Source organism: Candidatus Marithrix sp. Canyon 246, from assembly GCF_001723685.1.
GTDB lineage: Bacteria > Pseudomonadota > Gammaproteobacteria > Beggiatoales > Beggiatoaceae > Marithrix.
This window is the reverse complement of the sequence record NZ_MCBX01000002.1, coordinates 135,431-159,159: the sequence shown is the minus strand read 5'-3', so window position 1 is coordinate 159,159 and position 23,729 is coordinate 135,431. Positions and strand designations below refer to the sequence as shown.

Annotated in this window: 24 protein-coding genes and 1 other RNA gene; 13 read left to right on the top strand and 12 right to left on the bottom strand. The window is 33.7% G+C overall.

The genetic code is table 11. The features are described 5' to 3' along the window. Positions 1-28 precede the first annotated feature (28 nt). The 4 genes from BHU68_RS02095 to BHU68_RS02080 all read right to left on the bottom strand — a co-directional run bounded on the left by BHU68_RS02095 (position 29) and on the right by BHU68_RS02080 (position 5,260). Entirely contained in the window at positions 29-1,513 is a 1,485-nt protein-coding gene (locus BHU68_RS02095) for a hypothetical protein (RefSeq protein WP_069469792.1), read from the bottom strand. 29 nt (positions 1,514-1,542) lie between these two features. Continuing rightward, the gene (locus BHU68_RS02090) at positions 1,543-3,345 is read right to left on the bottom strand and encodes a PhoX family protein (RefSeq protein WP_069469791.1); all 1,803 of its coding nucleotides are present in this window, start codon (positions 3,343-3,345) and stop codon (positions 1,543-1,545) included. Positions 3,346-3,451: 106 nt separating this feature from the next. Continuing rightward, positions 3,452-5,029, bottom strand: coding sequence for an L-aspartate oxidase (nadB, locus tag BHU68_RS02085; RefSeq protein WP_069469790.1), 1,578 nt, complete (start codon positions 5,027-5,029; stop codon positions 3,452-3,454). A gap of 30 nt (positions 5,030-5,059) precedes the next feature. Next, a complete protein-coding gene (locus BHU68_RS02080; RefSeq protein WP_069469789.1) occupies positions 5,060-5,260 on the bottom strand; it encodes a hypothetical protein in 201 nt (66 codons plus the stop codon). A gap of 92 nt (positions 5,261-5,352) precedes the next feature. Between BHU68_RS02080 and BHU68_RS02075 the strand changes: the two genes are divergently transcribed. Together BHU68_RS02075 and BHU68_RS02070 are read left to right on the top strand one after the other, a co-directional pair. Next, complete coding sequence (locus BHU68_RS02075) at positions 5,353-5,589, top strand: AAA family ATPase (protein ID WP_069469788.1); 237 nt, start codon at positions 5,353-5,355, stop codon at positions 5,587-5,589. Next, on the top strand, positions 5,552-6,205 hold the full coding sequence (locus BHU68_RS02070; RefSeq protein ID WP_083234224.1) for an AAA family ATPase: 654 nt from the start codon (positions 5,552-5,554) through the stop codon (positions 6,203-6,205). Before BHU68_RS02075 ends, BHU68_RS02070 begins: the two co-directional genes overlap by 38 nt. Positions 6,206-6,228: 23 nt before the next feature. On the opposite strand, the gene BHU68_RS02065 is transcribed toward BHU68_RS02070, so the two are convergent. Further along, positions 6,229-7,041, bottom strand: coding sequence for an NAD(+) kinase (locus tag BHU68_RS02065; protein WP_069469786.1), 813 nt, complete (start codon positions 7,039-7,041; stop codon positions 6,229-6,231). An 84-nt stretch (positions 7,042-7,125) separates the two neighbouring features. Between BHU68_RS02065 and grpE the strand changes: the two genes are divergently transcribed. The 8 genes from grpE to mnmA all read left to right on the top strand — a co-directional run bounded on the left by grpE (position 7,126) and on the right by mnmA (position 17,051). Then, on the top strand, positions 7,126-7,683 hold the full coding sequence (gene grpE, locus BHU68_RS02060) for a nucleotide exchange factor GrpE (protein ID WP_069469785.1): 558 nt from the start codon (positions 7,126-7,128) through the stop codon (positions 7,681-7,683). 63 nt (positions 7,684-7,746) lie between these two features. After that, positions 7,747-9,690, top strand: a complete 1,944-nt coding sequence (gene dnaK, locus BHU68_RS02055; protein WP_069469784.1) for a molecular chaperone DnaK — start codon at positions 7,747-7,749, stop codon at positions 9,688-9,690. A gap of 63 nt (positions 9,691-9,753) precedes the next feature. Beyond that, a complete protein-coding gene (dnaJ, locus tag BHU68_RS02050; protein WP_069469783.1) occupies positions 9,754-10,884 on the top strand; it encodes a molecular chaperone DnaJ in 1,131 nt (376 codons plus the stop codon). After that, a complete protein-coding gene (gene dapB / locus BHU68_RS02045) occupies positions 10,881-11,690 on the top strand; it encodes a 4-hydroxy-tetrahydrodipicolinate reductase (protein WP_069469782.1) in 810 nt (269 codons plus the stop codon). The genes dnaJ and dapB overlap by 4 nt, the downstream gene beginning before the upstream one ends. A gap of 75 nt (positions 11,691-11,765) precedes the next feature. Further along, on the top strand, positions 11,766-13,838 hold the full coding sequence (locus tag BHU68_RS02040) for a DNA translocase FtsK (protein WP_069469781.1): 2,073 nt from the start codon (positions 11,766-11,768) through the stop codon (positions 13,836-13,838). Next, the gene (gene recD, locus BHU68_RS02035; protein ID WP_069469780.1) at positions 13,822-15,456 is read left to right on the top strand and encodes an exodeoxyribonuclease V subunit alpha; all 1,635 of its coding nucleotides are present in this window, start codon (positions 13,822-13,824) and stop codon (positions 15,454-15,456) included. Before BHU68_RS02040 ends, recD begins: the two co-directional genes overlap by 17 nt. After that, on the top strand, positions 15,453-15,761 hold the full coding sequence (locus BHU68_RS02030; protein ID WP_069469779.1) for a S24 family peptidase: 309 nt from the start codon (positions 15,453-15,455) through the stop codon (positions 15,759-15,761). The genes recD and BHU68_RS02030 overlap by 4 nt, the downstream gene beginning before the upstream one ends. A 195-nt stretch (positions 15,762-15,956) precedes the next feature. After that, positions 15,957-17,051: a tRNA 2-thiouridine(34) synthase MnmA gene (gene mnmA / locus BHU68_RS02025; RefSeq protein WP_069469778.1), complete on the top strand. Its 1,095-nt coding sequence runs from the start codon at positions 15,957-15,959 to the stop codon at positions 17,049-17,051. On the opposite strand, the gene hflD is transcribed toward mnmA, so the two are convergent. From hflD to BHU68_RS02010, 3 genes are all read right to left on the bottom strand, one after another. Further along, positions 17,026-17,631 carry a high frequency lysogenization protein HflD gene (gene hflD / locus BHU68_RS02020; RefSeq protein ID WP_069469777.1) on the bottom strand — a complete coding sequence of 202 codons (606 nt, stop codon included), beginning with the start codon at positions 17,629-17,631 and terminating at the stop codon, positions 17,026-17,028. The genes mnmA and hflD overlap by 26 nt on opposite strands. Positions 17,632-17,729: 98 nt before the next feature. After that, positions 17,730-18,108, bottom strand: a transfer-messenger RNA (tmRNA) gene (gene ssrA, locus BHU68_RS02015). A gap of 57 nt (positions 18,109-18,165) precedes the next feature. Further along, complete coding sequence (locus BHU68_RS02010; protein WP_069469776.1) at positions 18,166-18,429, bottom strand: HP0495 family protein; 264 nt, start codon at positions 18,427-18,429, stop codon at positions 18,166-18,168. Between the two features lie 42 nt (positions 18,430-18,471). Between BHU68_RS02010 and BHU68_RS02005 the strand changes: the two genes are divergently transcribed. Further along, positions 18,472-19,026, top strand: a complete 555-nt coding sequence (locus BHU68_RS02005) for a peptidylprolyl isomerase (protein ID WP_069469775.1) — start codon at positions 18,472-18,474, stop codon at positions 19,024-19,026. Positions 19,027-19,079: 53 nt separating this feature from the next. Here BHU68_RS02005 and BHU68_RS02000 read toward each other — a convergent pair whose 3' ends face one another. From BHU68_RS02000 to BHU68_RS01985, 4 genes are read right to left on the bottom strand one after another with little or no spacing between them, the layout of a single operon-like run. Next, positions 19,080-19,679 carry a hypothetical protein gene (locus tag BHU68_RS02000; protein WP_069469774.1) on the bottom strand — a complete coding sequence of 200 codons (600 nt, stop codon included), beginning with the start codon at positions 19,677-19,679 and terminating at the stop codon, positions 19,080-19,082. A gap of 4 nt (positions 19,680-19,683) precedes the next feature. Then, positions 19,684-20,154 carry an LEA type 2 family protein gene (locus BHU68_RS01995; RefSeq protein ID WP_069469773.1) on the bottom strand — a complete coding sequence of 157 codons (471 nt, stop codon included), beginning with the start codon at positions 20,152-20,154 and terminating at the stop codon, positions 19,684-19,686. Next, complete coding sequence (locus BHU68_RS01990; protein WP_069469772.1) at positions 20,144-20,761, bottom strand: type II secretion system protein; 618 nt, start codon at positions 20,759-20,761, stop codon at positions 20,144-20,146. Before BHU68_RS01990 ends, BHU68_RS01995 begins: the two co-directional genes overlap by 11 nt. A gap of 2 nt (positions 20,762-20,763) precedes the next feature. Next, positions 20,764-21,030 (bottom strand): segregation and condensation protein A, encoded by a 267-nt coding sequence (locus tag BHU68_RS01985; protein ID WP_069469771.1) that lies wholly within the window; start codon positions 21,028-21,030, stop codon positions 20,764-20,766. An 81-nt stretch (positions 21,031-21,111) separates the two neighbouring features. On the opposite strand from BHU68_RS01985, the gene BHU68_RS01980 reads away from it, so the two are divergent. Continuing rightward, positions 21,112-23,199 carry a DNA sulfur modification protein DndB gene (locus BHU68_RS01980; protein WP_069469770.1) on the top strand — a complete coding sequence of 696 codons (2,088 nt, stop codon included), beginning with the start codon at positions 21,112-21,114 and terminating at the stop codon, positions 23,197-23,199. A gap of 342 nt (positions 23,200-23,541) precedes the next feature. Continuing rightward, on the top strand, positions 23,542-23,709 hold the full coding sequence (locus BHU68_RS17050; RefSeq protein ID WP_171899599.1) for a hypothetical protein: 168 nt from the start codon (positions 23,542-23,544) through the stop codon (positions 23,707-23,709). The last annotated feature ends 20 nt before the right edge of the window (positions 23,710-23,729 follow it).

Sequence of the window (23,729 nt, the reverse complement as noted above, 5' to 3'; positions counted from 1 at the left end):
ATTTATTATGACATATATTTTTAATATATCAACCACCAATTCCAGTTGTCTGATCTTCTTCAACTTTTCGATGAACATTTTCTGGAGGGATAATTGTCGCATCTCGCCCTTGTTTAAAACTTTGTTCTTGGACAATTACTCGATAGGCTTTATTTAGTTGTAATGCACGCGCTGGCGATGGCCATAATAATAATGATATATCATTATGTAATTTATTCAGCATGTCTTGCTTTAGTGATCCGTCTTGATTAAAGAAAGCTTCAATGATCTCATTGTTAGCTCGAAATTCGTCACCTGCACCATTTTTTTCTAAATATAAGCTATATTCATTATTAACTGGTTCGGGTAAATTTTTAAGCCCCTTTTGATTCCAATGATACCAAGCTGTTTCGCCGGGCAGTTTACGGGCATAGGCGAACATACCATCAGTGGTTGCGCCAATAGTTGAATGACAGCCTACGCAAAATACATGTTCTTCGTAAGTTTGAGGGCGTAAATCGCCTTCAGCATTTTCGATAAATCCTTGCAAAATCCAACCATGTTTATTGCTTACGCCATGTTCCATGTCTCCAATAACTTGATCTAAGCGATCTGGAAAGTCATCTGCTTCTTTGATTTCATCAAGAGCAAAGTCTTCAAGTTGACCATAGTTACGCCATGATGCTTTACGCGCATAACGTAATTCTTTCATACGAGCAGCCATTTTTATATTGTTTTGTTTATCAATATCAATATAGCGAACGCTATGAAGAAATTCTGTTGCTAACGGAAATAATCCTGCCGCTAGTTTTTTTTGCTTAGCTTTGCCGACATAGCTCATATAGCGTTTTTGCAAAGGTGCCCAATCATAGACTATTTTATTAGCAGTTGCCACAAGTCCATTTTTATCTAAATCGACTCCATATTGCCGTTCATCTACCGGAAAAATAGCAACATCTTGTCGTTTGATTAGAGCTTCAACTATAGCTAAATTGAGTTTATAAATTTGTAGATTAAATTCGCCGCTGTCATTTTGCTGAAACTCTGGCGATAAACGAATTAATACATCATCAGTAGAACCATTGGCGGGCCAAAATGTACCCGGAAAAGGATAATAAGCAAAAACTCGCCAACCAGTATAATTACCAACAGTATCGCGATCAAAACCTTCAGCATCAAAATTAAAATAACAATCGGGAACAAAGCCATCCCATTGAGCATTATTACTTAATTTATCAATTAGAAGTTTATAATTATCAGTCCGAATATAAGCTAAAATATCAGCGTCACTAATAGCTGCAACTTCCTGTGAACGATCCTTAAATAAATTCGTCCAATGGTTAGTTAAGGCATATTCTGGAAAGGCATAAGATTGTTGCAAGTCTGCATCATTATTATAATTGGGAGCAATACTGTCTTGATGACAAGTAAAGCAGGGATTATAAACCCTGCTTTGAGAATCTATTGTTTTGGTATAACATTGTGGCGGAATATAAGCCGCTTCATTGCTTAATGCTTTGCTTTGCAAAGTCATTATAACTAGTAAATTTAATAGGTTCAATTTTATTTTAAAGCGGAAAAAGGTCCAATGTAGCCAGTGTAAGTTAAGGCTTGTCTGGCATTATTTAATTTATCCTGATCACTTTCAGCATAAGGATGTTGTATCACTGTCATTAAGTAGCCAAAACCATTGATGTCTTTATAGAAATATGGGGAGGTGGTTTCGCTACCATAAGGTGTGGTTTGAATCCGTGTGAGTTTTTTGGTTTTGAGATTATAAGACCACATCATGTCATTTTGGTGACCAGAACCGGTATCTTCAGCAATAAGGAGTGTATGATAGTCAGGAATAAAAGCAAGGTTATCAGGATTAGCTATTCCATCAATATCACATTTATTTTTAGTAAATGGTTGTTGGTACACAGGAATATGACTTTTTTTATCATAGGCTTGTGTCATGTTGCCCATTATTAATCCATACATATTTTTAGCCACAAAATTACTACCAATAGCTGCATCTGTTCCTAAATCTAGCGCATAAACACCACCACAACGATTATAAGGTAGTTTGATTTTATTAGGTCCACCAATATCATACTTGGTATTAGCTTTACCATTTTTCTGATTATCTTCCATACCACGCACAATTCCACTGATAGCTACATAAAGTGTATTTGTTACTTGGTTAAAAGTGATACCTTCTTCTTTTCCCAATTCTGTAGTGGCACCTTTCATGGCTGCATAACGGCGCGTTTCTAGGCGAGATGCGGCTTTTTCCATACCCGGTTTAACTTTTAAACATTGATGAAAACGACCATATTTATCTGCTTTGTATCCAGCATTAATTGAGGTATAAGTATCGGGACATACACCTGCTTCTACAGGTGCTACCTTATCAAAAATCTCAGCAAAAGTAATGCCTTGATCAAGATATTGCTTTATTTCACTATGAGTAGCATGTCCTAGATTAACCCATTCTAATTTAGCATTACCACCATTTTCAGCACTTATTTGATTCCAAACAGCAGCATAGAGTGTTCCACTGCTCAAGTCCATCTTACGATCAGCAACAAACATATAAAGACCTACATTAATTCCGTCATCTGAAAGATAAACAGTTTTTTGGTCTGGCAATACATAAGAAAGTTCAAACGCCAAACGTCCCATAGCATAATGCTTGATGACATCATAATCGCCTGCTTGGTTTAGTATTTTTATTTCAATAGTATAGCCATAATAATAAGGATTAAGTTTCAACAAATTGCCACCATAATAAGCAGCCATTGCCTCATAATGACGGTCAAGACTACCAGTTTTTGCATCATGTAATTCAGCATTTGGTTCATACTCTTCACTACCTAGATGAGTATTCCAAGGAGTCACGCTGCCAGCACAATGTAGCCAGCCACCCTTAACTTTTGATAAATCAGCAGGTTTAGTATTAACAGCGGTCAATAAACCGGTTTTCAAATTTTGATTGAGTTCAGTTATATATATTGCCCCGGGGCGGCTTTCAAAATGAGAAACCATAAACAATTTATTGCCAATTGGCAACAAAGAAGCAAAGTCATTATTGTTGCTGATTTTAACACTTCCGTCTTCAGCTAAAAGTGGATTGCCATTACTATCAATTAATTGACCAAAGATTCGATCGCCAACTTTATCACCACTACGTAAAATAGTATGAAATCCAATCTGATGAGCCTCATCACGACCATTGATTTTAACTGACTGAGAAACTAAAATAGAACTTTTTTCAGCATCAGTTTCAGGTACTTTAACTGGACTGAATTCAATGCTATTCGCTTGTACGACTCCTGATAATGAGATTATCAGGGTTGGAACAATAATTTTTTTTAATTTCATAAATTTACTACCTTCTAATAAAGCTGTTAATCGGATATGCCTATAGACCTTCAGAAAAATAAAAGCTCTCAGACCTGACAGGTTTTTAAAACCTGTCAGGTCTTTATTAGTTTGGTGTCAAAATAGTATTTTCTGCAACTTCATTAATATTAGGATAATCAAGTATATAATGCAAGCCTCTGCTTTCTTGTCTAAGTTGAGCAGAGCGAATTATTAATTCAGCTACAACTGCTAAATTACGTAATTCTAGTAAGTCATTGGTGATTTTGAAGTTGCTATAGTATTCTTCAATTTCGCTTTGTAATAAGTCAATTCTATTTTTAGCGCGTTGCAGACGTTTAGTAGTTCTCACTATACCAACATAATCCCACATAAATCTACGTAATTCATCCCAGTTATGCGATACAATTACTTCTTCATCTGAATCTGTAACGCGGCTTTCATCCCACTCAGCTAAATTAGCTGGCATTGGAATATCATTTATATGGGCTAAAATATCAAGGCTAGCAGCATGTGCAAACACTAAACATTCTAATAATGAATTGCTTGCCATACGATTGGCTCCATGCAAACCAGTAAAAGCCACTTCTCCTATCGCATATAATCCTTCTATATCTGTACGTGCATTACGATCTGTCATCACACCTCCACAAGTATAATGAGCCGCTGGCACTACTGGAATCGCTTCATTGCTCATATTAATGCCTAATGATAAGCAACGATGATAAATATTAGGAAAATGTTTGATAATAAAATCTTTAGATTTATGTGTAATATCAAGATATACACAATCACAACCTAAGCGTTTCATTTCATGATCAATAGCTCGTGCTACAATGTCGCGAGGTGCAAGTTCGGCTCGTGAATCAAACTTATCCATAAACCTACTACCATCTGGTAAGCATAATTTTCCACCTTCACCTCTGACAGCTTCACTTATGAGAAATGATTTAGCCTCGGGATGATATAAACAGCTTGGATGAAATTGAATAAATTCCATATTAGCAACGCGACAACCAGCACGCCAAGCCATAGCAATTCCATCACCAGTAGTAACATCTGGATTACTGGTATATAAATAGGCTTTACCAGCTCCACCAGTAGCTAATACTACAAATTTAGCGCGAATAATAGAAATTTTATTGGTATTTATGTTTAAAGTATAAGCACCAACACATCTGGAATCAGATAAAATTAAATCAATTACAATATGATTTTCTAATAAGTTGATTTTTGAATTAACATTGACTTTATGTGATAAAGTAGAAACTATAGCAGCACCAGTAGCATCAGCGGCATGTATTACACGCCGATGACTATGCCCACCTTCACGAGTTAAATGGTAATTAATATTACCATGCAAATCAGTTGCTTGTGTAAAAGGCATTCCTTGCTTAATTAGCCAATTTATACGATCAGCACCTTGTGAAACCGTAAAATTGACAATATCAGGATCACATAATCCAGCACCAGCATTAAGTGTATCTTCTACATGTGAATCCAGTGAATCATCTTCACTTAATACCGCTGAAATGCCTCCTTGAGCATATTTGGTGGAACTGTATTGAAGCGATGCCTTTGATAAAATAGTTACATTAACATGATCAGCTAATTCTAAGGCAAGGCTTAAACCAGCGGCGCCACTACCTATTATTAATACATCTATATTATTTGTTTGATTCATCAATGTTTGGTACGCATTAATTTACGTTGTTTAACCCACAACATTACATTCTAAATGTTGTGCTAGAATTTGAGCATCTCTGCCTAGCACCCGAAGAGGGCGTACACCTTCACTAATTGGCACACGCTTTTGTTGTTTAAAAGGCAAACCCGTTAATGAGGCTCGTAAATATACATTTTGTTTTTGCTCAGCTAACAATACCGGTGTAGCTAAAACAGTTAGATATCGCATAATATGATTATATCATAAAAAAATATATTTGTATGATATAATTACAAGAAACAAGTGAAATAAGCATTTAAATATGAAAACATTACCAATAGGTGCCTCTACTTATAGATACTTTAAAACAAGCCTTTTTGGCAGAAAAAAAGTATTTCAAAGGTTTGTTTTTAGAAACAAATTGGAATTTGGATATTAAATATCCAGTGATTCATATAAGTTTTGGTGGAGGAGTAATAGAAAGTCGTGAAGTTTTGGATAAAAGCATTCAGGCATTAATTAGAAAAAATGCCATAAATTATGGACTTTCAATCACTGAAGAAGTTTTACAACACTGAATTAGCTATAAAAATGAGAGAAGGTTTAAAAAACCTATATTCAGTAATAAAAGATTGTGACGAGTGGTTAAAATTTGTATTTGTTACTAAATTTTCTAAAGTTAGTTTGTTTAGTGGTTTGAATAATTTAGATGATATTAGTTTAATTTATGATTATGCTTCTATTTGTGGTTATGAAGAAACTGAAATCAAAGACATCTTTTTTGATAGATTAGAAGGTGTTGATTTTGATTTGTTGAGGCGTTGGTATAATGGTTATAATTTTTTAGGAACATCTGTTTATAATCCATTTGAGGTTTTGCTTTATTTAAAATATAAAAATCTTAGAAATTATTGGTTTGAAACCGCAACACCTTCCTTTTTAGTCAAATTAATTCAACAAAAACAATATTTCCTACCAAATTTAGAAAACATTAAAACTACTGAAAATTTATTAGGTAGTTTTGATATTATAGAATTTAAGTTGATAAATCAGCCGGAGAAGGTTTTAGAACAAATAAAACAGCGGCGTTATTTTGAAAAATATCAAGATGAACCAGCCGCTATTTATTTGGTAGGAGTCGAATTTAATCCTGAAGATAAAAATATTGATTCATTTGAATGGGAAATGATGTAGGAATTAAAAATCTTAAGACTTAATCACCCCCAATTTAATTTAGCACGTAAAGTAGCATAATGATCATAGCCTTGTGGGTGAATTAAACTTACATCTTGATGCTTTTCAATTATGATCTTATCTCCTTGTTCTAATTCATGATATAAAATACCATCACAATTTAATTGCGCTAATGGATCTATAATTATTTCTACCTCACTATTGCCATCAAATACAAGTGGGCGGTTACTTAGTGTATGTGGACATATTGTTACTAATAGTAAGGCATTTAAAGCTGGATGTATAAGAGGACCACCTGATGATAAAGCGTAAGCTGTTGAACCTGTTGGAGTTGATACTATTAAACCATCGGCACTTTGCTTATTTACAAAATGTTTATTAACTGAAGTCTCAAATGTTATTAAATGTGGCATATTACCACGATGAATTACAATATCATTTAAAGCATTACATTCACAAAGGTAATTATTTTCACGATAAACCTTAGCCCTAATTAAAAAGCGTTTTTCCTCAATAAATTTTCCATTTAAAATTTCATCAAGAGATTTTTCAATTTCTGTAGGTGAAATATCAGCTAAAAATCCTAAACGTCCTAAATTTATACCTAATAAATAAACCTTATATTGTGCTAATAAACGCGCCGCTTGCAATAAAGTGCCATCGCCACCAATCACAATTACTAAATCACAACTACTACCTAAGCTTTCAATCTCAGTCTTTGAATTTAAATTAAAAATATTTAAATTTTGTTCATTCAGAAAAGTTAATACTTTAGATAAATATTCATTGATATGAATGTGATCACGTTTAGCGATAATTCCTATATTTTTAAACATAATTTATATTACAGTTTCACAAAACTTGAACGATTGTAAAAATATCCCCATTCATCAGCTTTAATCTTATCATTATATTACGCTATGACTGAAGAAAATAAAACAACAGAAGAAGAAAAGCCACAAGAACATTCTGAAATTCATGAATCTACAGTAACAACTGAAGATTTAACCAAGAAATTACATGAAGCAGAACAAAAAGCAGAACAGCATTGGGATAGTTTACTTCGTAAACAAGCCGAATATGACAATTTAGAAAAACGTACTAAACGTGATTTAGAAAATGCACATAAATATGCGGTAGAAAAACTTGCAATCGAATTACTTAGTATTAAAGACACTATGGAATTAGGCTTGGAAGCCGCACAAAAACCAGAAACTCAACTTGATAGTGTTTGTGAGGGTATGGATTTAACCCTAAAAATGTTACTTGATGCAATGTCAAAATTTAACATAGTTGAATTAGATCCTACCGACGAAAAATTTGACCCTCAACAACATGAGGCAATGTCAATGCAAACACTACCAAATGTTGAAGACGGTACAATATTACACGTACATCAAAAAGGTTATAAACTCCACGATAGATTATTACGCCCTGCAAGAGTCATTGTTGCTAAAGCTATTGACAATCAAGGATAAGACCTTATATAACCGCGAGTTATTTAATAAAATTTAAACTAATCAATTAAAAGGAACATAAATATGGCTAAAATTATAGGTATAGATTTAGGAACCACTAATTCTTGCGTCGCAGTAATGGAAGGTAAAACTACTCGCGTTATTGAAAATAGTGAAGGTGGGCGTACTACCCCATCAATTGTTGCTTATACAAATGATAATGATGAAGTTTTAGTAGGACAAGCAGCTAAACGTCAAGCAGTCACTAATCCAACTAATACTTTATTTGCAGTTAAACGTTTAATTGGACGTAAATTTAATGATAAGGTTGTTCAACGTGATGTTGACATGGTGCCTTATAAAATCGTTAAAGCAGATAATGGTGATGCTTGGGTTGATGTTAATAGTAAAAAAATGGCACCACCTGAAATTTCAGCTCGTACTTTGATGAAAATGAAAAAAACTGCTGAAGATTATTTAGGTGAAGAAATCCATGAAGCAGTTATTACTGTACCCGCTTATTTTAATGATTCACAACGTCAAGCCACTAAAGACGCTGGTCGTATTGCTGGTTTAGATGTAAAACGTATTATCAATGAACCTACAGCGGCTGCTTTAGCTTATGGAATGGATAAACAACGTGGTGATTCTAAAATTGTTGTTTATGATTTAGGTGGTGGTACTTTTGATATCTCAATCATAGAAATTGCTGAAATTGATGGTGAACATCAATTTGAAGTATTATCAACCAATGGTGATACTTTCTTAGGCGGTGAAGATTTTGATTTACAAATTATTAATTATTTAGTAGATGAATTTAAAAAAGAATCTGCAATTGATTTAAAAAATGATCCTTTAGCTTTACAACGTTTGAAAGAAGCTGCTGAAAAAGCTAAAATTGAATTATCTTCTAGTCAACAAACAGATATTAATTTACCATATGTAACCGCTGATGCCAGTGGTCCAAAACATCTTAATATTAAATTAACTCGCGCCAAACTTGAATCTTTAGTAGAAGATTTAATTGATCGCAGTTTAGAACCATGCCGTATTGCATTAAAAGATGCCGGTTTAGATGCTAATGAAATTGATGACATCATTTTAGTTGGTGGTCAAAGTCGTATGCCTAAAGTGCAAGAAGCTGTGCAAGAGTTGTTTGGCAAAGAACCACGTAAAGATGTTAATCCTGATGAAGCAGTTGCTATTGGTGCCGCTATTCAAGGTGGCGTTTTAGCTGGTGATGTTACAGATGTGTTATTGTTGGATGTTACACCATTGTCTTTAGGTATTGAAACAATGGGTGGTGTAATGACAAAACTTATTGCGAAAAATACTACCATCCCAACTAAACATTCACAAGTATTTTCAACTGCTGAAGACAATCAAACTGCTGTTACTGTACATGTATTACAAGGTGAACGTGAACTAGCATCAGCTAATAAGTCATTAGAAAAATTTGATTTAACCGATATACCACCTTCACCACGCGGTATTCCTCAAGTTGAAGTAACTTTCGATATTGACGCTAATGGTATTTTGCATGTATCTGCAAAAGATAAAGCCACTGGTAAAGAACAATCTATTTCTATTAAAGCTTCTAGTGGTTTATCTGATGAAGAAGTAGAAAAAATGGTGCAAGACGCAGAAGCACATGCTAGTGAAGATAAAAAATTCCATGAGCTAGTTGAAGCTCGTAATGTTGCCGATAGTTTAATTCATGCAACTAGCAAATCTTTAAAAGATTTAGCTGATAAAGTTGAGACTAATGATAAAACAGCTATTGAAGCGGCTATCGAAGATTTAAAACAAGCTGTTAAAGGTGATGATAAAGAAGCAATTGAAGCTAAAACTCAAACTTTAACCGAACTCTCTGGTAAAATAGCACAACAAGCTTATGCTCAACAAGGTGGGGCAGACGCTGGTGGCGTTGATATGGGTGGTTTTACTGATGCAGCTAAAAAAGCAGAAAAAACACCTAAAGATGATGTTGTAGATGCTGAATTTGAAGAAGTTAAAGATAAAAAATAATAGCTAAGCACGGTGCAAGAGTTCAGATATAGTTCTGAACTCATAAAAAACTCTTAAAACAATATGTCAAAACGTGATTATTATCAAACTCTTGGTGTTGAAAAGAACGTTTCTCAAAGCGAACTAAAAAAAGCATACCGTCGCTTAGCGATGAAATATCATCCAGATCGAAATCCAGATAGTCAACAAGCAGAAGAAAAATTTAAAGAAGTTAAAGAAGCTTATGAAATTTTAACTGACTCGCAAAAGCGAGCTGCTTATGATCAATTTGGTCATGCCGGCGTAGATCCTTCTATGGGAGCAGGAGGACCAGCAGGTGGTGGTTTTGGTGGTTTTGGCGATATAGGTGATATTTTTGATACTGTCTTTGGTGGTGGAGCGCGAGGTGGTGCAGATCGTGTCTATCGCGGTTCTGATTTACGCTATGATCTCAAATTATCACTTGAAGAAGTTGTATTTGGTACCGAAGTTAAAATTCGCATACCAACACAAGCATCTTGTAAGACTTGTAATGGTAGTGGAGCGAAACCGGGTACCAATCCAGAAACTTGTTCAACTTGCCAAGGTCAAGGTCAAGTTCGTGTTTCACAAGGTTTTTTTTCAGTTCAACAAACTTGCCCTAACTGTAGGGGTACGGGTAAACTGATCCCTAATCCTTGTAAAACTTGTCATGGCACTGGTGTTGTTCAAGAACACAAAACCTTATCAGTTAAAGTACCAGCAGGTGTAGATACTGGTGATAGAATTCGCTTAAGTGGTGAAGGTGAAGCTGGAGTAAATGGTGGACCACCGGGTGATTTATATGTACAAATAAATGTTAAGCCTCATCCTATCTTTGTACGTGAAGATAATCATTTATTTTGTGAAGTTCCTATTAGTATGGTAACAGCCGCTTTAGGTGGTGAACTAGAAGCACCTACATTAAATGGTCGTGTCAATTTAAAAATACCAGCAGAAACACAAACTGGTAAACTATTTCGCATTCGTGGTAAAGGCGTGAAACCAGTACGAGGTGGTACGCAGGGCGATTTACATTGCCGCGTGATTGTTGAAACACCAATCAATTTAACATCAGATCAAAAAGAATTACTAAAAGAATTTGAAAATACCATGTCAGAAAAGAAACATCATAGCCCCAAACAAAGTTCATGGTTAAATGGTGTTAAAAAATTCTTTGAGGAAATGAAATCATGACAACTCAGATTGCAATAGCTGGTGCTGGTGGGCGAATGGGAAGGCGATTAATAGAAGCCTGCCATATTTCCAATGATGCTAGTTTAAGTGTAGCATTTGAACGCCCAGAAAGCTCACTTGTTGGTAGTGACGCTGGAGAATTAGCGGGAATTGGTAACAATAATATTTCTGTAATTAATGATTTAAATCAAGCAATAGATAACTTTGATTGTTTAATTGATTTTACTAGCCCTGAAGCCACACTCAAACATTTAACTAGCTGCCAAGCAGCTAAAAAACGTATTGTGATTGGCACTACAGGTTTTTCGGCTGAACAAATTGAAATAATTAAAGCAGCAGCGGCAGATATTGCAATTGTATTTGCCCCTAATATGAGTGTTGGTGTAAATCTAACGTTTAAATTATTAGAAATTGCTGCTAAAGTATTAGGCAATGAAGTTGATATTGAAGTCATTGAAGCCCATCACCGTCATAAGGTTGATTCACCTTCAGGTACAGCCTTACGGATGGGAGAGATAGTCGCAGACACATTAGGGCGTGACTTATCAAAATGTGCAGTTTATGGGCGACAAGGGCAAGTTGGTGAGCGTCAGCCTCAAACAATTGGCTTTGAAACTATTCGTGCTGGTGATATAGTTGGTGAACATACTGTTATGTTTGCAGATATAGGTGAACGAGTTGAAATTACTCATAAAGCATCTAGTCGTATGACATTTGCCAATGGTGCAGTCAGAGCGGCTCACTGGATAGCACAAAAAAATAACGGCTTATTTGATATGCAGGATGTATTAGGCTTACGCGCGTGATTTTGTAACACTAATATCCTTATTATTTCATAAAGCCAAAATATATTTAATGATAATATTAATAAGGATCTTGTGATGCGATCTAATCCACAAGCACGCCGTAGTAATCGTAGAATTCATTCATCGAATAATAATAGAAATAATAAACCTATTGAACATGGTTTACGAGAGATTGTATTAATCTTTTTTTGTTTTGTAGGTTTATACTTTTTTGTATCTTTAGTCACTTATAACGGTGGAGATCCCGGTTGGTCACATAATGGCCCTATAGAAGAAATTCATAACAAAGGTGGTATAGCAGGGGCAGTATTTGCTGATATATTTTTTTATTTATTTGGTTATTTTGCCTATTTATTCCCTCTTATGGTGGGATATACTGGTTGGATAATTTATCAAGGCAAACATCATGATATTTTAGCAGAACCTAAAAGTTTAATAGTGCCGGGTATTGGTTTTATCTTAACTTTGAGTGCAGGATGCGGTTTAGCTATTGTGCATTTTATGGTTGAAAGTGCCTTATTGCCTACTCATGCTGGTGGTATTCTGGGTTTATGGATTGGCAATGGTTTAGTATCCATTGTAAATCGTTTAGGCGCAACTTTAATTTTACTAGCCATATTTTTTACCGGAGTCACATTATTAACTGGATTATCATGGCTTAAATTAATGGATTTATTAGGCTATCATACTTTAATTTGGTTACCAAAAATTAGAAAATATATGGATAAAGAATTCTTACCTTGGCTGTTTACACATGCTAAGCAAGGATCAAAACTAGGTAATCAATGGTTAAAAGTATTTTTTAAAAATAGCAGCAAATGGTCAAAAACCGCTTATACACGTTGGCAGCAACGTCGTTCACAATGGCAACAGGAGCGTGAACGATACGATATAGATGATCATGCAGATCATGATGATCTTTATGAAAAAAAATCTAATGAAGTAACTAATGAAATCCCAGCAGCTACTGTGGATCTGACTCAGCCAGAATCTGCACTATTACCTGCCTTAAACCTATTAGAACCAGTGCCACATTTGATTCAATCACCTAATGCCAAAATGTTATCGCAACGGATGAAGAAAGCTTTTGCCGATTTAACAATTGAAACAGAAATTAATGCAGTACATATAGGTCCAGTATTGACTAATTTTGAAGTTAATACTATAACACATATTAACACCAATCATCTTGATGAATTAGCTGAAGCATTAGTTAAAGTCTTAAATATTAAAACTATTGATGTAGCAGCAACACAACAAGCAAATACCTTGAATGTTGAAATGCTGAATTCAAAACGTCAAATAGTTTATTTCAGTGAATTACTTCATAGTTCTGAATATCAAGATAACTCATCTCCATTAACAGTAGCTTTAGGTAAAGATGTTGCTGGGCAAGCAGTGGTGATTGATTTAAGCCGTATTCCACATATTTTGATTGCTGGTAATAATCCACAAGAAAATATAACCGTAATTCATACTTTAATTCTAAGTATCTTATATAAATCTACACCTGATCTAGTTCGTTTTTTATTAATAGATAATAAACATTTATCTATTTATACAGACTTACCACATTTATTAACACCTATAATTAATGACGTAGAACAAATACCTGAAGTATTCAGATGGTCTGTTCAAGAAATGGAACGTCGTTATCATTTGATGGCAAATATGGGAGTTAGAAATATTCATGACTATAATCAAGTTTTAGAAATTCAAGAAGAGAAATTGTATTATATTGTCATTATTATTAGTGAACTTGCTGATTTTATGAATGTTAATGTGGAAAAACAAGTTGAATTTGATATTACTCGCTTAACTCAAAAAGCACGAGCGGCAGGTATTCATATAATTTTAACTACCCAGCATCCAAACGTGAATGTTATAACAGGCTTAATAAAAGCTAATATTCCAACTCGTATTGGATTTAAAGTTGATAATGAATCTGAATCAAGAAATGTATTAGGTCAAATTGGTGCCGAAAATTTATTGGGTGACGGAGATATGCTATATATGACGGCTGGCACAGGCAGCCCTGTACGTGTACATGGTGGCATGATCTCTGAACAGGAAATTGATGATGTTATTAATGATTTATTAGCTCATGAAGCCCCAGAATTTGTAGAATTAGATGTTAAGCAAGATTAATAATTTAAGAGATCAAAACATTTTTTCTGATCTCGATATTCAATTCCTAAAATTTATCATTGATCTGTCTAATGAGACTAATGATGGTTTATTATTAGGTGCTGCGCTGACTAGCCATTTTACTAGTAATGGTTCCTCTTGTGTTGATTTAAGCCAATTAGCTGAACAATATTTTCCCTTGGAATCGGTAGAGACAGAAAGGATTTTATGTCCTAATCTGCTGACATGGGAACAACAATTAAAAAACTGTTCTATAGTTGGACAAGCTGGTGATTATAAACCTTTAATTTTGGATAAAATGCGTTTATATTTACATCGTTATTGGTCTTATGAACAACAATTAGCTGCGCAGATCAGCAGTCGTCGTACAATGCAACGTACAGATATAAACCATGCCTTATTAGAAAATGGTTTATTACGTCTATTTTCCAAAGCCAGTGAAGAACAAAAACAAGCGGCACAAGCAGCAGTATTGCATAATTTTTGCTTAATATCCGGTGGTCCGGGTACTGGTAAGACTTCAACTATTGTTAAAATTTTAACTCTATTGTTGGAACAAAATCCTCAATTAAACATAGCTTTAGCTGCACCAACTGGTAAAGCTACAGTGCGCTTACAAGAAACAATTAGAGAAATTTTACCAGAGTTAGCTTGTAGTAGCGAAATCAAAGATTTGATTCCTAAAGAATCTTATACAATACATCGTTTATTTGCTAAGCAATTAGCTTATGATGTAATAGTTATTGATGAAGCATCAATGATTGATTTAGCCTTAATGGCAAAAATTACAAAAAATATATCAAAATCAGCGCGTTTAATATTGCTTGGTGACAAAGATCAATTAGCCTCAGTCGCAACTGGTACCGTGTTAGCTGATTTATGTCATACTGAAAATAGCAAAGATACTGTATATTTAAATAAAAATTATCGGTTTAAGAAAAATAGCGGCATTTGGCAATTAGCGCAAACAATTAAACAGGGCGAAGCGAATAAAGCTTTAGAACTATTAGACTCTAAACCAGATTTAAAGTGGTATGATTTAGATTCAAATTTAATAGAACAAATAAGCAATATTTTTTCCCCTTGTTTTCTGGAATCTGTACCTGCAAAAATTTTAGAAAATTATAATAAAATTGGTATTTTATGCGCAAATCGTCGTGGATTATATGGAATGGAATTCATAAATCAGCAGCTAGAAGAAGAATTTAGAAGAAAAGGTTTAATAGCAACAACAAGTCATTGGTATAATGCCCGCCCAATAATGATAACTCATAATGACTACCGCTTAAAACTATTTAACGGTGATATGGGTACGATACTAAATAATAATGCGTTTTTTCCAGATGCAACAGGAGAAATTCGGGCTTTTTCACCCAATTGCTTGCCAAAACATGAAACAGCCTATGCTATGACAATTCATAAAAGCCAAGGTTCTGAATTTGAACAGGTATTCATTGTATTGCCAGATAAACTATCTCCATTGCTAACACGAGAACTACTTTATACGGGAATCAGTCGTGCGCGTAGTCATGTTAGTATTTGGGGTAATAAAGATATATTTTTAGAGGCGATTTCACAACAAAGTTGCCGCTTTTCAGGATTAGGAGATTTAATATGAGTGATTGTACAGGTAAAGACCCAATAGCATTGCAAGTACTAGGTGATAGTATGGAACCAGAATTCAAAGATGGAAATATTATAGTTATAGAACTAGACGGAGTAATAGAAAATGGCTCCTATGTATTTGCAATGCACGAAGAAGAATATATTTTTAGACAATTAGTGATTGAAGAAGATAAACATTTTCTAAAACCATTAAATGATAAATACCCGACACTGAATATCTCAGGTTTGGATGCAATTCATGGAGTGATAACACAACGAGCTGGCAAGCGTCGTAGAGAACATAAATCTTATGTTTAACTAATTAGTACAACGAATTACGTGGATAAACTAATTAAGTGTTAATTTAAGATTCGCTTATCCCCGTAATTCGTTGTACTAAATTATACTCATCAAATGATATTGTTGTCTCATGTCTTGTTTGTTGTAAAAGCTTCAAATCTTCCACATCATCTATATATGTAAATTCTAAATCCTTGGATAATATATCATACCATGTCAAATTCAAAAAAAATCATAGTAGGCATTTCCGGTGGCGTAGATTCTTCCGTCGTAGCCTTACTCCTAAAACAACAAGGCTACGATGTAGAAGCCTTATTTATGAAAAATTGGGAAGAGGATGATGATGATAACTATTGCAGTGCCGCTGAAGATTTAAAAGATGCACAAGCTGTATGTGATATTTTAGATATACCATTACATACAGTCAATTTTGCCACTGAATATTGGGAAAATGTATTCTCTCATTGCCTAACCGAATATCAAGCAGGGCGTACACCTAATCCTGATATTTGGTGCAATCGCGAAATTAAATTTAAAGTATTTTTAGAATACGCGCTAAATTTAGGTGCCACAGCTATTGCAACTGGACATTATGCGCGTATCACTAACAACAATGGCAATTACCAATTACTAAAAGGCTTAGACCCAAAAAAAGACCAAAGTTACTTCCTATATACATTAGGACAACAACAATTAGCGCGTAGCTTATTTCCAATTGGAGAATTAGAAAAAACCACAGTACGTAACTTAGCAGCACAAGCAAATTTAATTACTCAAGCCAAAAAAGATAGTACTGGAATTTGTTTCATTGGCGAACGTCCATTTAAAGAATTTCTATCACGTTTTTTGCCAGCACAACCCGGTAACATTGAAACACCAGACGGGCATATTTTAGGGCAACATGATGGACTAATGTATTATACACTTGGACAGCGTCAAGGCTTAAACATAGGTGGACAAGCCAATGGAAATGGACAAGCATGGTACGTAGTAGCTAAAGACATAACAAATAACCTACTAATTGTAGGTCAAGGGCATGATCACCCATTATTATTTAATAATAAATTAACTGCTAACCAAATACACTGGATATCTGGAATCGCGCCACTAGCTCCATTTCAATGTCGTGCTAAAACCCGCTATCGTCAAGCAGATCAAGATTGCATCATTACAAATTTAGATGCTGATACTTGCCAAGTAAGCTTCAAACAAGCCCAAAGAGCAGTAACCCCCGGGCAATCCATTGTCTTTTATCATGGAAATGAATGTTTAGGCGGAGGCATTATAAATAAGCTTGAGCAATCTTAACCATTTTTTTGCGTGAAAAAATCAACTGCAAACGATGACCACCCATTTGTCGCCATAATACTCCTGAACGAATACCAGCTAATAATAACGCCCTAACTTTATCAGCATTATTTGGATTATCTAAAAACCGTCGCTCCCCATTGACTTTAATACGAAAATTAAATTGGCTTAAAGTCTCTGTATATAAAGTAGCTAAATCTTTAATAATTTCAGGATCAGATAAAGCAAGAGTTTCAGTTTTTGCTTTAATAGCCTCAACACCAGATTGTATTTTATCTAGCATCTCATTATTTTTAATAAGCTTACGTTCCAAAATCATCATACCCAGCACATAATGGGTAATTTCTAAAGTTCGCTTAGTTCCAGTTCCTAATTGTTTACATAAAGTTTGCAAACCTAATTTCAAAGCAACTGATTCACCATAAACATCTTCAACTGAAGAAGCATCAATTTTTAAAATACTATTCAGGCTAGCCTCAAATGGTTCTTGATCTATCAAACCTTGCCGAGCAATATCTCGAACTAATTTCGCGCTTTGATACATTCCAGCTAAGGCAATTGTACTATTTTCGATACTCATAAAGATTATAATAAGCAGAATTAAAAATATGATTTATTATGGTGGAATGATAAGAATGCAAGGATTAGAACAGATTTACATCTGTTCTATATATTGAATGGTGGAGACGGCGGGAATCGAACCCGCGTCCGCAAGTCCTCCGCCCTTAGCTCATTTACATGTTTAGCCTAATCTTTAATTTAGCCGTTATTTATCCGACAGGCAGGATAAATCAACGGTGAGCCCAGTAAGTTTAATAGAAAAACCCTGAACATATTTTTCTACGATCTTGTAAAATTTGACCCCTGAATGCCTAAAAACAACTTAGACTCTGAGCGTACAAGCACAATCTCAGTCAGAGGCTAGCTACCTAAGCAGCTAGAGCGTAAATATCGTCGTTGGCGATTATACATTGTTTTGCGACTGGATTTACGAGGTGTGTCGCTCCTCGACATGCACTTCAGGTTTTGTAACCCGCGTCGAAACCTTGACGTCCCCTACAGATAGTTACAATCTGAACTACTTATTATACTACCATAATATAAATATTTCAAGTTATAAAACAAATTTTATTTTTTCGTGTTGATTAAGTTCCGCATATAAAGCGTCTAATTGACTACGACTTTCAGCAGTAAATGTCAATGTAACTGACATATATTTGCCTCCACTACTAGTACGTTTTTTAACGCAGCCTTCTGTTAAATCTTGGCAATGGCGACGCACAATTTCCACCACTAACAGATCAAAATCTGCTGATACCATCCCCATTACCTTGATTGGAAATTCACAAGGAAATAATTCATCATTCTTTTTATCCATTATTTGTATATAATCTCTGTTTTATTTTTTTTGGAGTTTTAAATGAAGTCTATTATTAGTATATCTTTATTTCTATTATTAAGCATTCAAAACAGTTATGCTACTACAGTCAACATCAAAACCAATTTAGGTTCGATTATTATCGAATTAAATGATGAAAAAGCACCTAAAACTGTTGCTAATTTTTTGCGTTATGTAAAAGAAGGTTTTTATAATGGCACCATATTTCATCGCGTTATTGGTAATTTTATGATTCAAGGTGGTGGTTTTACAGCAAATTTTACCAAAAAGGCTACACACAAACCAATTCGTAATGAAGCAAATAATGGCTTAACAAATAGCATAGGCACAATTGCAATGGCACGCACTAATAATCCACATTCAGCTACTGCACAATTTTTTATTAATGTCAAAGATAATAATTTTCTGAATTATAACGCTAGTCGTTGGAGATGGGGTTATGCGGTATTTGGTAAAGTGACTGCAAAAAGTATGAGTGTTATTAATAAAATTAAACAAGTAACAACTGGAAATCGTAATGGATACCAAAATGTACCATTAAAAAATATAATGATAGAAAAAATTACAATTATGTAATTGCCAAAGACCTGACAGGTTTTTAAAACCTGTCAGGTCTAACAACTTTGCAACTATAAAGCCGCTAGTTCCATATTTAAATTTGGTTTATATTTTAATACCAAGGAATTCATTTCTTTGATAAATTTTTTAAAGCCTATCATAATCGTAGTTTTTTGACATAACAGATTACCCGGAATAGTAAAACTATTTTCTTCCTTTGTTTTTGACTTTATATAAAATCTAACATTATTATGATTACAAGTTTTATTTGATCGAGCTGATAGAAATTCTTTCTCATTTTTTACAAAAATTTTTAATCCATCAGCATAACGAGAAATATATTTTAAATCTGATACAGAAAAATCTCTTGTCCAAGATTTTTCTATTCGTTTAAACGCGCTTTCTCCCCATCGTTTTTTTACATCATTAATATTATATGAAGCCACTACTATTTTTTTTGTATATGATATATGTGGTTTCTTTTCATTGGTTAAACTTATAATAGTATGAATTGGAAATTCTTTTGTTTCATCTAATTCAATCATTGTAATTTCACTTAGATTAACACTATTATTATTATTATTATTAATGTTTCTACTTTTAATATTTGATTCTGATGTTGTACATCCGGTTACTAATGTAAGTATAATTAGTGAATGAAATGTTTTCATTTTTTTATTTTCCGTTACTAATAGGAATATCACCACGATATTCAAAAGGGATTTGCAATGCCGAATTAACTATATTCATACTACCTAATAAACGATAATCCAACTTACGATTGAAAATAGAGCTTATATCGTGCCATTCTCCAATAATTTTCATTAAGTTACTTATGACATTAATTTCAATCACTTGTTCACCTAATGCTGCAATTGTAAGAGGCTGATTAGTCGAGCCTTGCGTAAATTCCTTATCATTTAACAGTAATTTATAATCCATACCGATTAATGGTAATGGAAAAGGATTGGGGTTGTTTAAAGTTAATTTAAGTTTATAACTTTGCTCGGTAAAACCTAATTTCATGATTCTAAAATCTGTTAAACGAACTTTTGGGGATTGTGGTTGTAAAGGCATATTGGCACAAGCAGTTAATACACTTAACAATATTAATGTTATGCCAACTTTATATAATTTATATTTCATAATAAATATGTAAATATTTAATTAAAATATTTCTGGATAAATATATTAAAATATCATCAAACGAATTTTTCTGATATTGGTCATATACATAAGTTTTTTTTAAAAGATTGGAATTATCATCATCTGCAATTCCATTACTACCAACTGAAAAAATTATAGCAGCAACACGAGAATCTCCAGATTTTACCGTTAAATAATTGCCTTGTTTATCTCTAATTCTTAATCCACTGCCACTACCTATTATGCCGAAAATTTTTTTAAAATCAAATGATTTTTCAGAATATTCGGTTTCTACTCGATAACGAAAATAATTACCCCATTGATCATAGCTATTTACTCCTAAATCTGCCCAAGCTAAATAAGCCTCTTTACCATTCAAGTTTTTATCTTGTATTCCAGTTTCTGGGTTTGAGGCAGGATAGGGCAAATAGCCATGAATCGCAGCAAAACCTAATACTGCGTCTTCAATTTCAATTAAAGTAGTTTTGGTATCTTGAATCTTTTGCCATTGTCTTTGTGCAGAAATCAATGTTAATACATTAGTCGTTAATAAACTTATAACAAACAATACTACTACTACTTCAATTAAACTAAAGCCTTTCTGCACAATTAACGACGCAGAAATGGAGTGATTGGTACTACTTTAGGTTCTTCATCACTAAAGTATGGGCGTTCTTTTGTCAGCCCTTTTTCTGCCCCTAATTCTTGTTCACGTGCTGTTATTAAGGCTAAACACATGCGTATATCTTTCACTGTTTCTTCAGTTAAAGGATATACCGTACCGGGTTCAGGTGTAATTTCTCGGATAATGCTACTTAATGTCTTACGCATCGATACCATAATTTGTTGTTCTTTTGATAATTCTTTGAAACTCATACAAACATACCTAGATTAAAAATCTTATAGCCTATCATATGATAAACTCTTGACTCACATTTTTATCAGCTAGAATTAAATATGTCATTAGAAAACTTTGGTGAGGAACAGATTTATAATTTTGAACGCATTGGTAGTTTTGGTAGGTTTTATAGCGGCGCATCTTTTCCTATTGAATATATTATGACCACTTTTTCCGCCGCTGAATTGTCTGAATTAAGTTTTGCTAGAGATATTCATCCAGAAAAAATTGATTTTGAATTATTGATGCAGCGCGATATTGATGAAGAAAGAATTCGTCTCGAAATGGAACCTTATTTAAATCCAGACATGAATAAATTAACAGCTACTGAAATTCGCGCACGCTCAGTTTTCTTTCCGCCATTACTTGCCGCTATTGTACCTAGTAAGGGCAAAACTATGGATGCTTATTATACCGATGAACAAATCATACCTGATGACGATAAGCATATTATTAGAGAATGGAAAGGTTTATTTCAACTGACTTATTTTATCAGCAATAATCCACATGCTTATAAACTTTCAGAAACTATAAGTGTTCAATCAGAACCAGTAAAATTAGAAATCAGAATTGCTAAAGGTAATGAATATGGTGGCAAATTAGTTGTTATTGATGGGCAACATCGACTTTTTACCTTAAAAAAAGTTTATGCAAATTATCCTGAATTGCTAGAAAATATGGGAGTTCCAGTTTGTATTTTATTTGCTCCTAATGCTACCGCTAAAAAAAATCAAGAATCTGCTCCTTATCGGATTCCAACTGTACCGGAAGTGTTTCGACATCTATTTGTGGATGTTAATAATACTGCTAAACAAGTTGGTGGGCATTTTAATATTTTATTATCTGATGACACTATTGCTAGTATTGCTTGTCGTAAATTTTGTGATTTTATTCTGAATAAACGCAGTATAGAAGGTTTAGCTGTTATTGAATGGAATAGTAAATCTAAAAAAGACTGTACTAAAATAGCTCGCTCTTATTCTCTAAGCAATATTGGCATTATAAATAAGGCATTAGATGATAGTTTTAGTAATCGTAAATTATTGACCAAATATCTGTTAAATCTTGATAGCGTCAAAGATGAACTTTATCCAAATGGAGAAGATGATGATGAAATCATGTTGGATTATCCTCTGGTTCAATGGAATAAGTTTTCTATTACTCAAAAAAACATTCTTGACAATCAAGTTGATAAATATTTAATTCCTTGTTTAGAGAAGATATTTTTTGAAAGTAATGAATTTAAAACCGCTCTTGATATTTTTAATAAAGCTTTAATGAAACTAAAAAAATTAGCCGCTAGTGAGCAAGCAGAGGCTATTGAAGCACGGCAAGTGCTGAATCAAATTTTAGATTATATGCCAATTAATGAAGGTAAATCATTTGAAAGTGCGCGTTTAGTATATAGAAACTTTGAAAGCGATATTAAGCTAAAAAAAGAAAAACAAGTTTCTACAATCTTACAATATGCCTTATTTCAAAGAGCAATTATAGAAGCATGGGCGCAATTATTAGATATAGCTCGTACTTATGTTGCCAATCCGCTGGATGTGACTCAAGGCTTTATAAAATTATTAGATATAGCACTAGCAGAAAAAGGCAAGTTTTTCAGTTTTGATCAACTGTATATGCAAAATACTGTTTTTATCGGTTCACAAATCATAGTTAGACAAGATACTCGCAAAATTCTAACCCAATTATTAATGACTCATTTAATGACTCCTTTTAACTGTCAACAAATAGCGGCTGAAATGGATGTAGCAGATGATAAGTTTGCCAAACTAGTACAAAAATTATTGAAGAAAGGGCAAACAATAGTTAAAGAATTTCCTAAATTTTATGAAATGGCTCGCAAACGAATTTTTAAGGCAAATTATCGAGTTTATATTTCAATTAGCGGAGAAGAACGCGCTGCATTAGCACAAGCAGAAGCTGAACAAAAATATAATTTACAAGAAGTTAAAGAAAAGAAACGCGCAAAAAAAGATGTATCCGACCATTTTGATATATTAATACATGAACATATCAAAACAGATATAGAACTGGCTAATCTAGCATTAAAAAATACTTTGGAAGCAAATGATACGATTAATCTGGCACCACAGATTAAGGAGTCTATGACTGTTTATCAGGTTAAATATAAATAAGTGTCTGAATCATAATTTACAGGATTTTAGGATTTGCAGAATGATATTTTTGGGTGTGACGGAAATATGATGTTAAAAAAACATTTTGACATGCCCAAATACTTCTAAAGTCACCTTAAGGTGACTAATCTTATCATTAATAATCCCGTAGGGACCTTGAATTTATTCCAAGGCGAAAGACCTGACAGGTTTTTAAAACCTGTCAGGTCTAAAACCCGACAAATGGCAAGATTTCCTAAGTGGCGAACAAAACTTCTCAATACCCCAATTTGAAATACCAACCGGCTGGAAAAAAGGTCAATATTTTGGCTGCGGCGTAATAATGACAGCAAAAGGCGATCCTTGGGAAAGTACCAATTTAATAAACAAGAAAATAACACAATAGATATTATCTATGGAATAGTAACAACTGGTACAACATGGAAATTGTTAAAGCTAGAAAATAATAAGGCTTATATTGATATTGATGAATATTATTTGAAAGGTGTTACCACTTCAATTGGTTTATAATAAGATAATTTAATTATTAT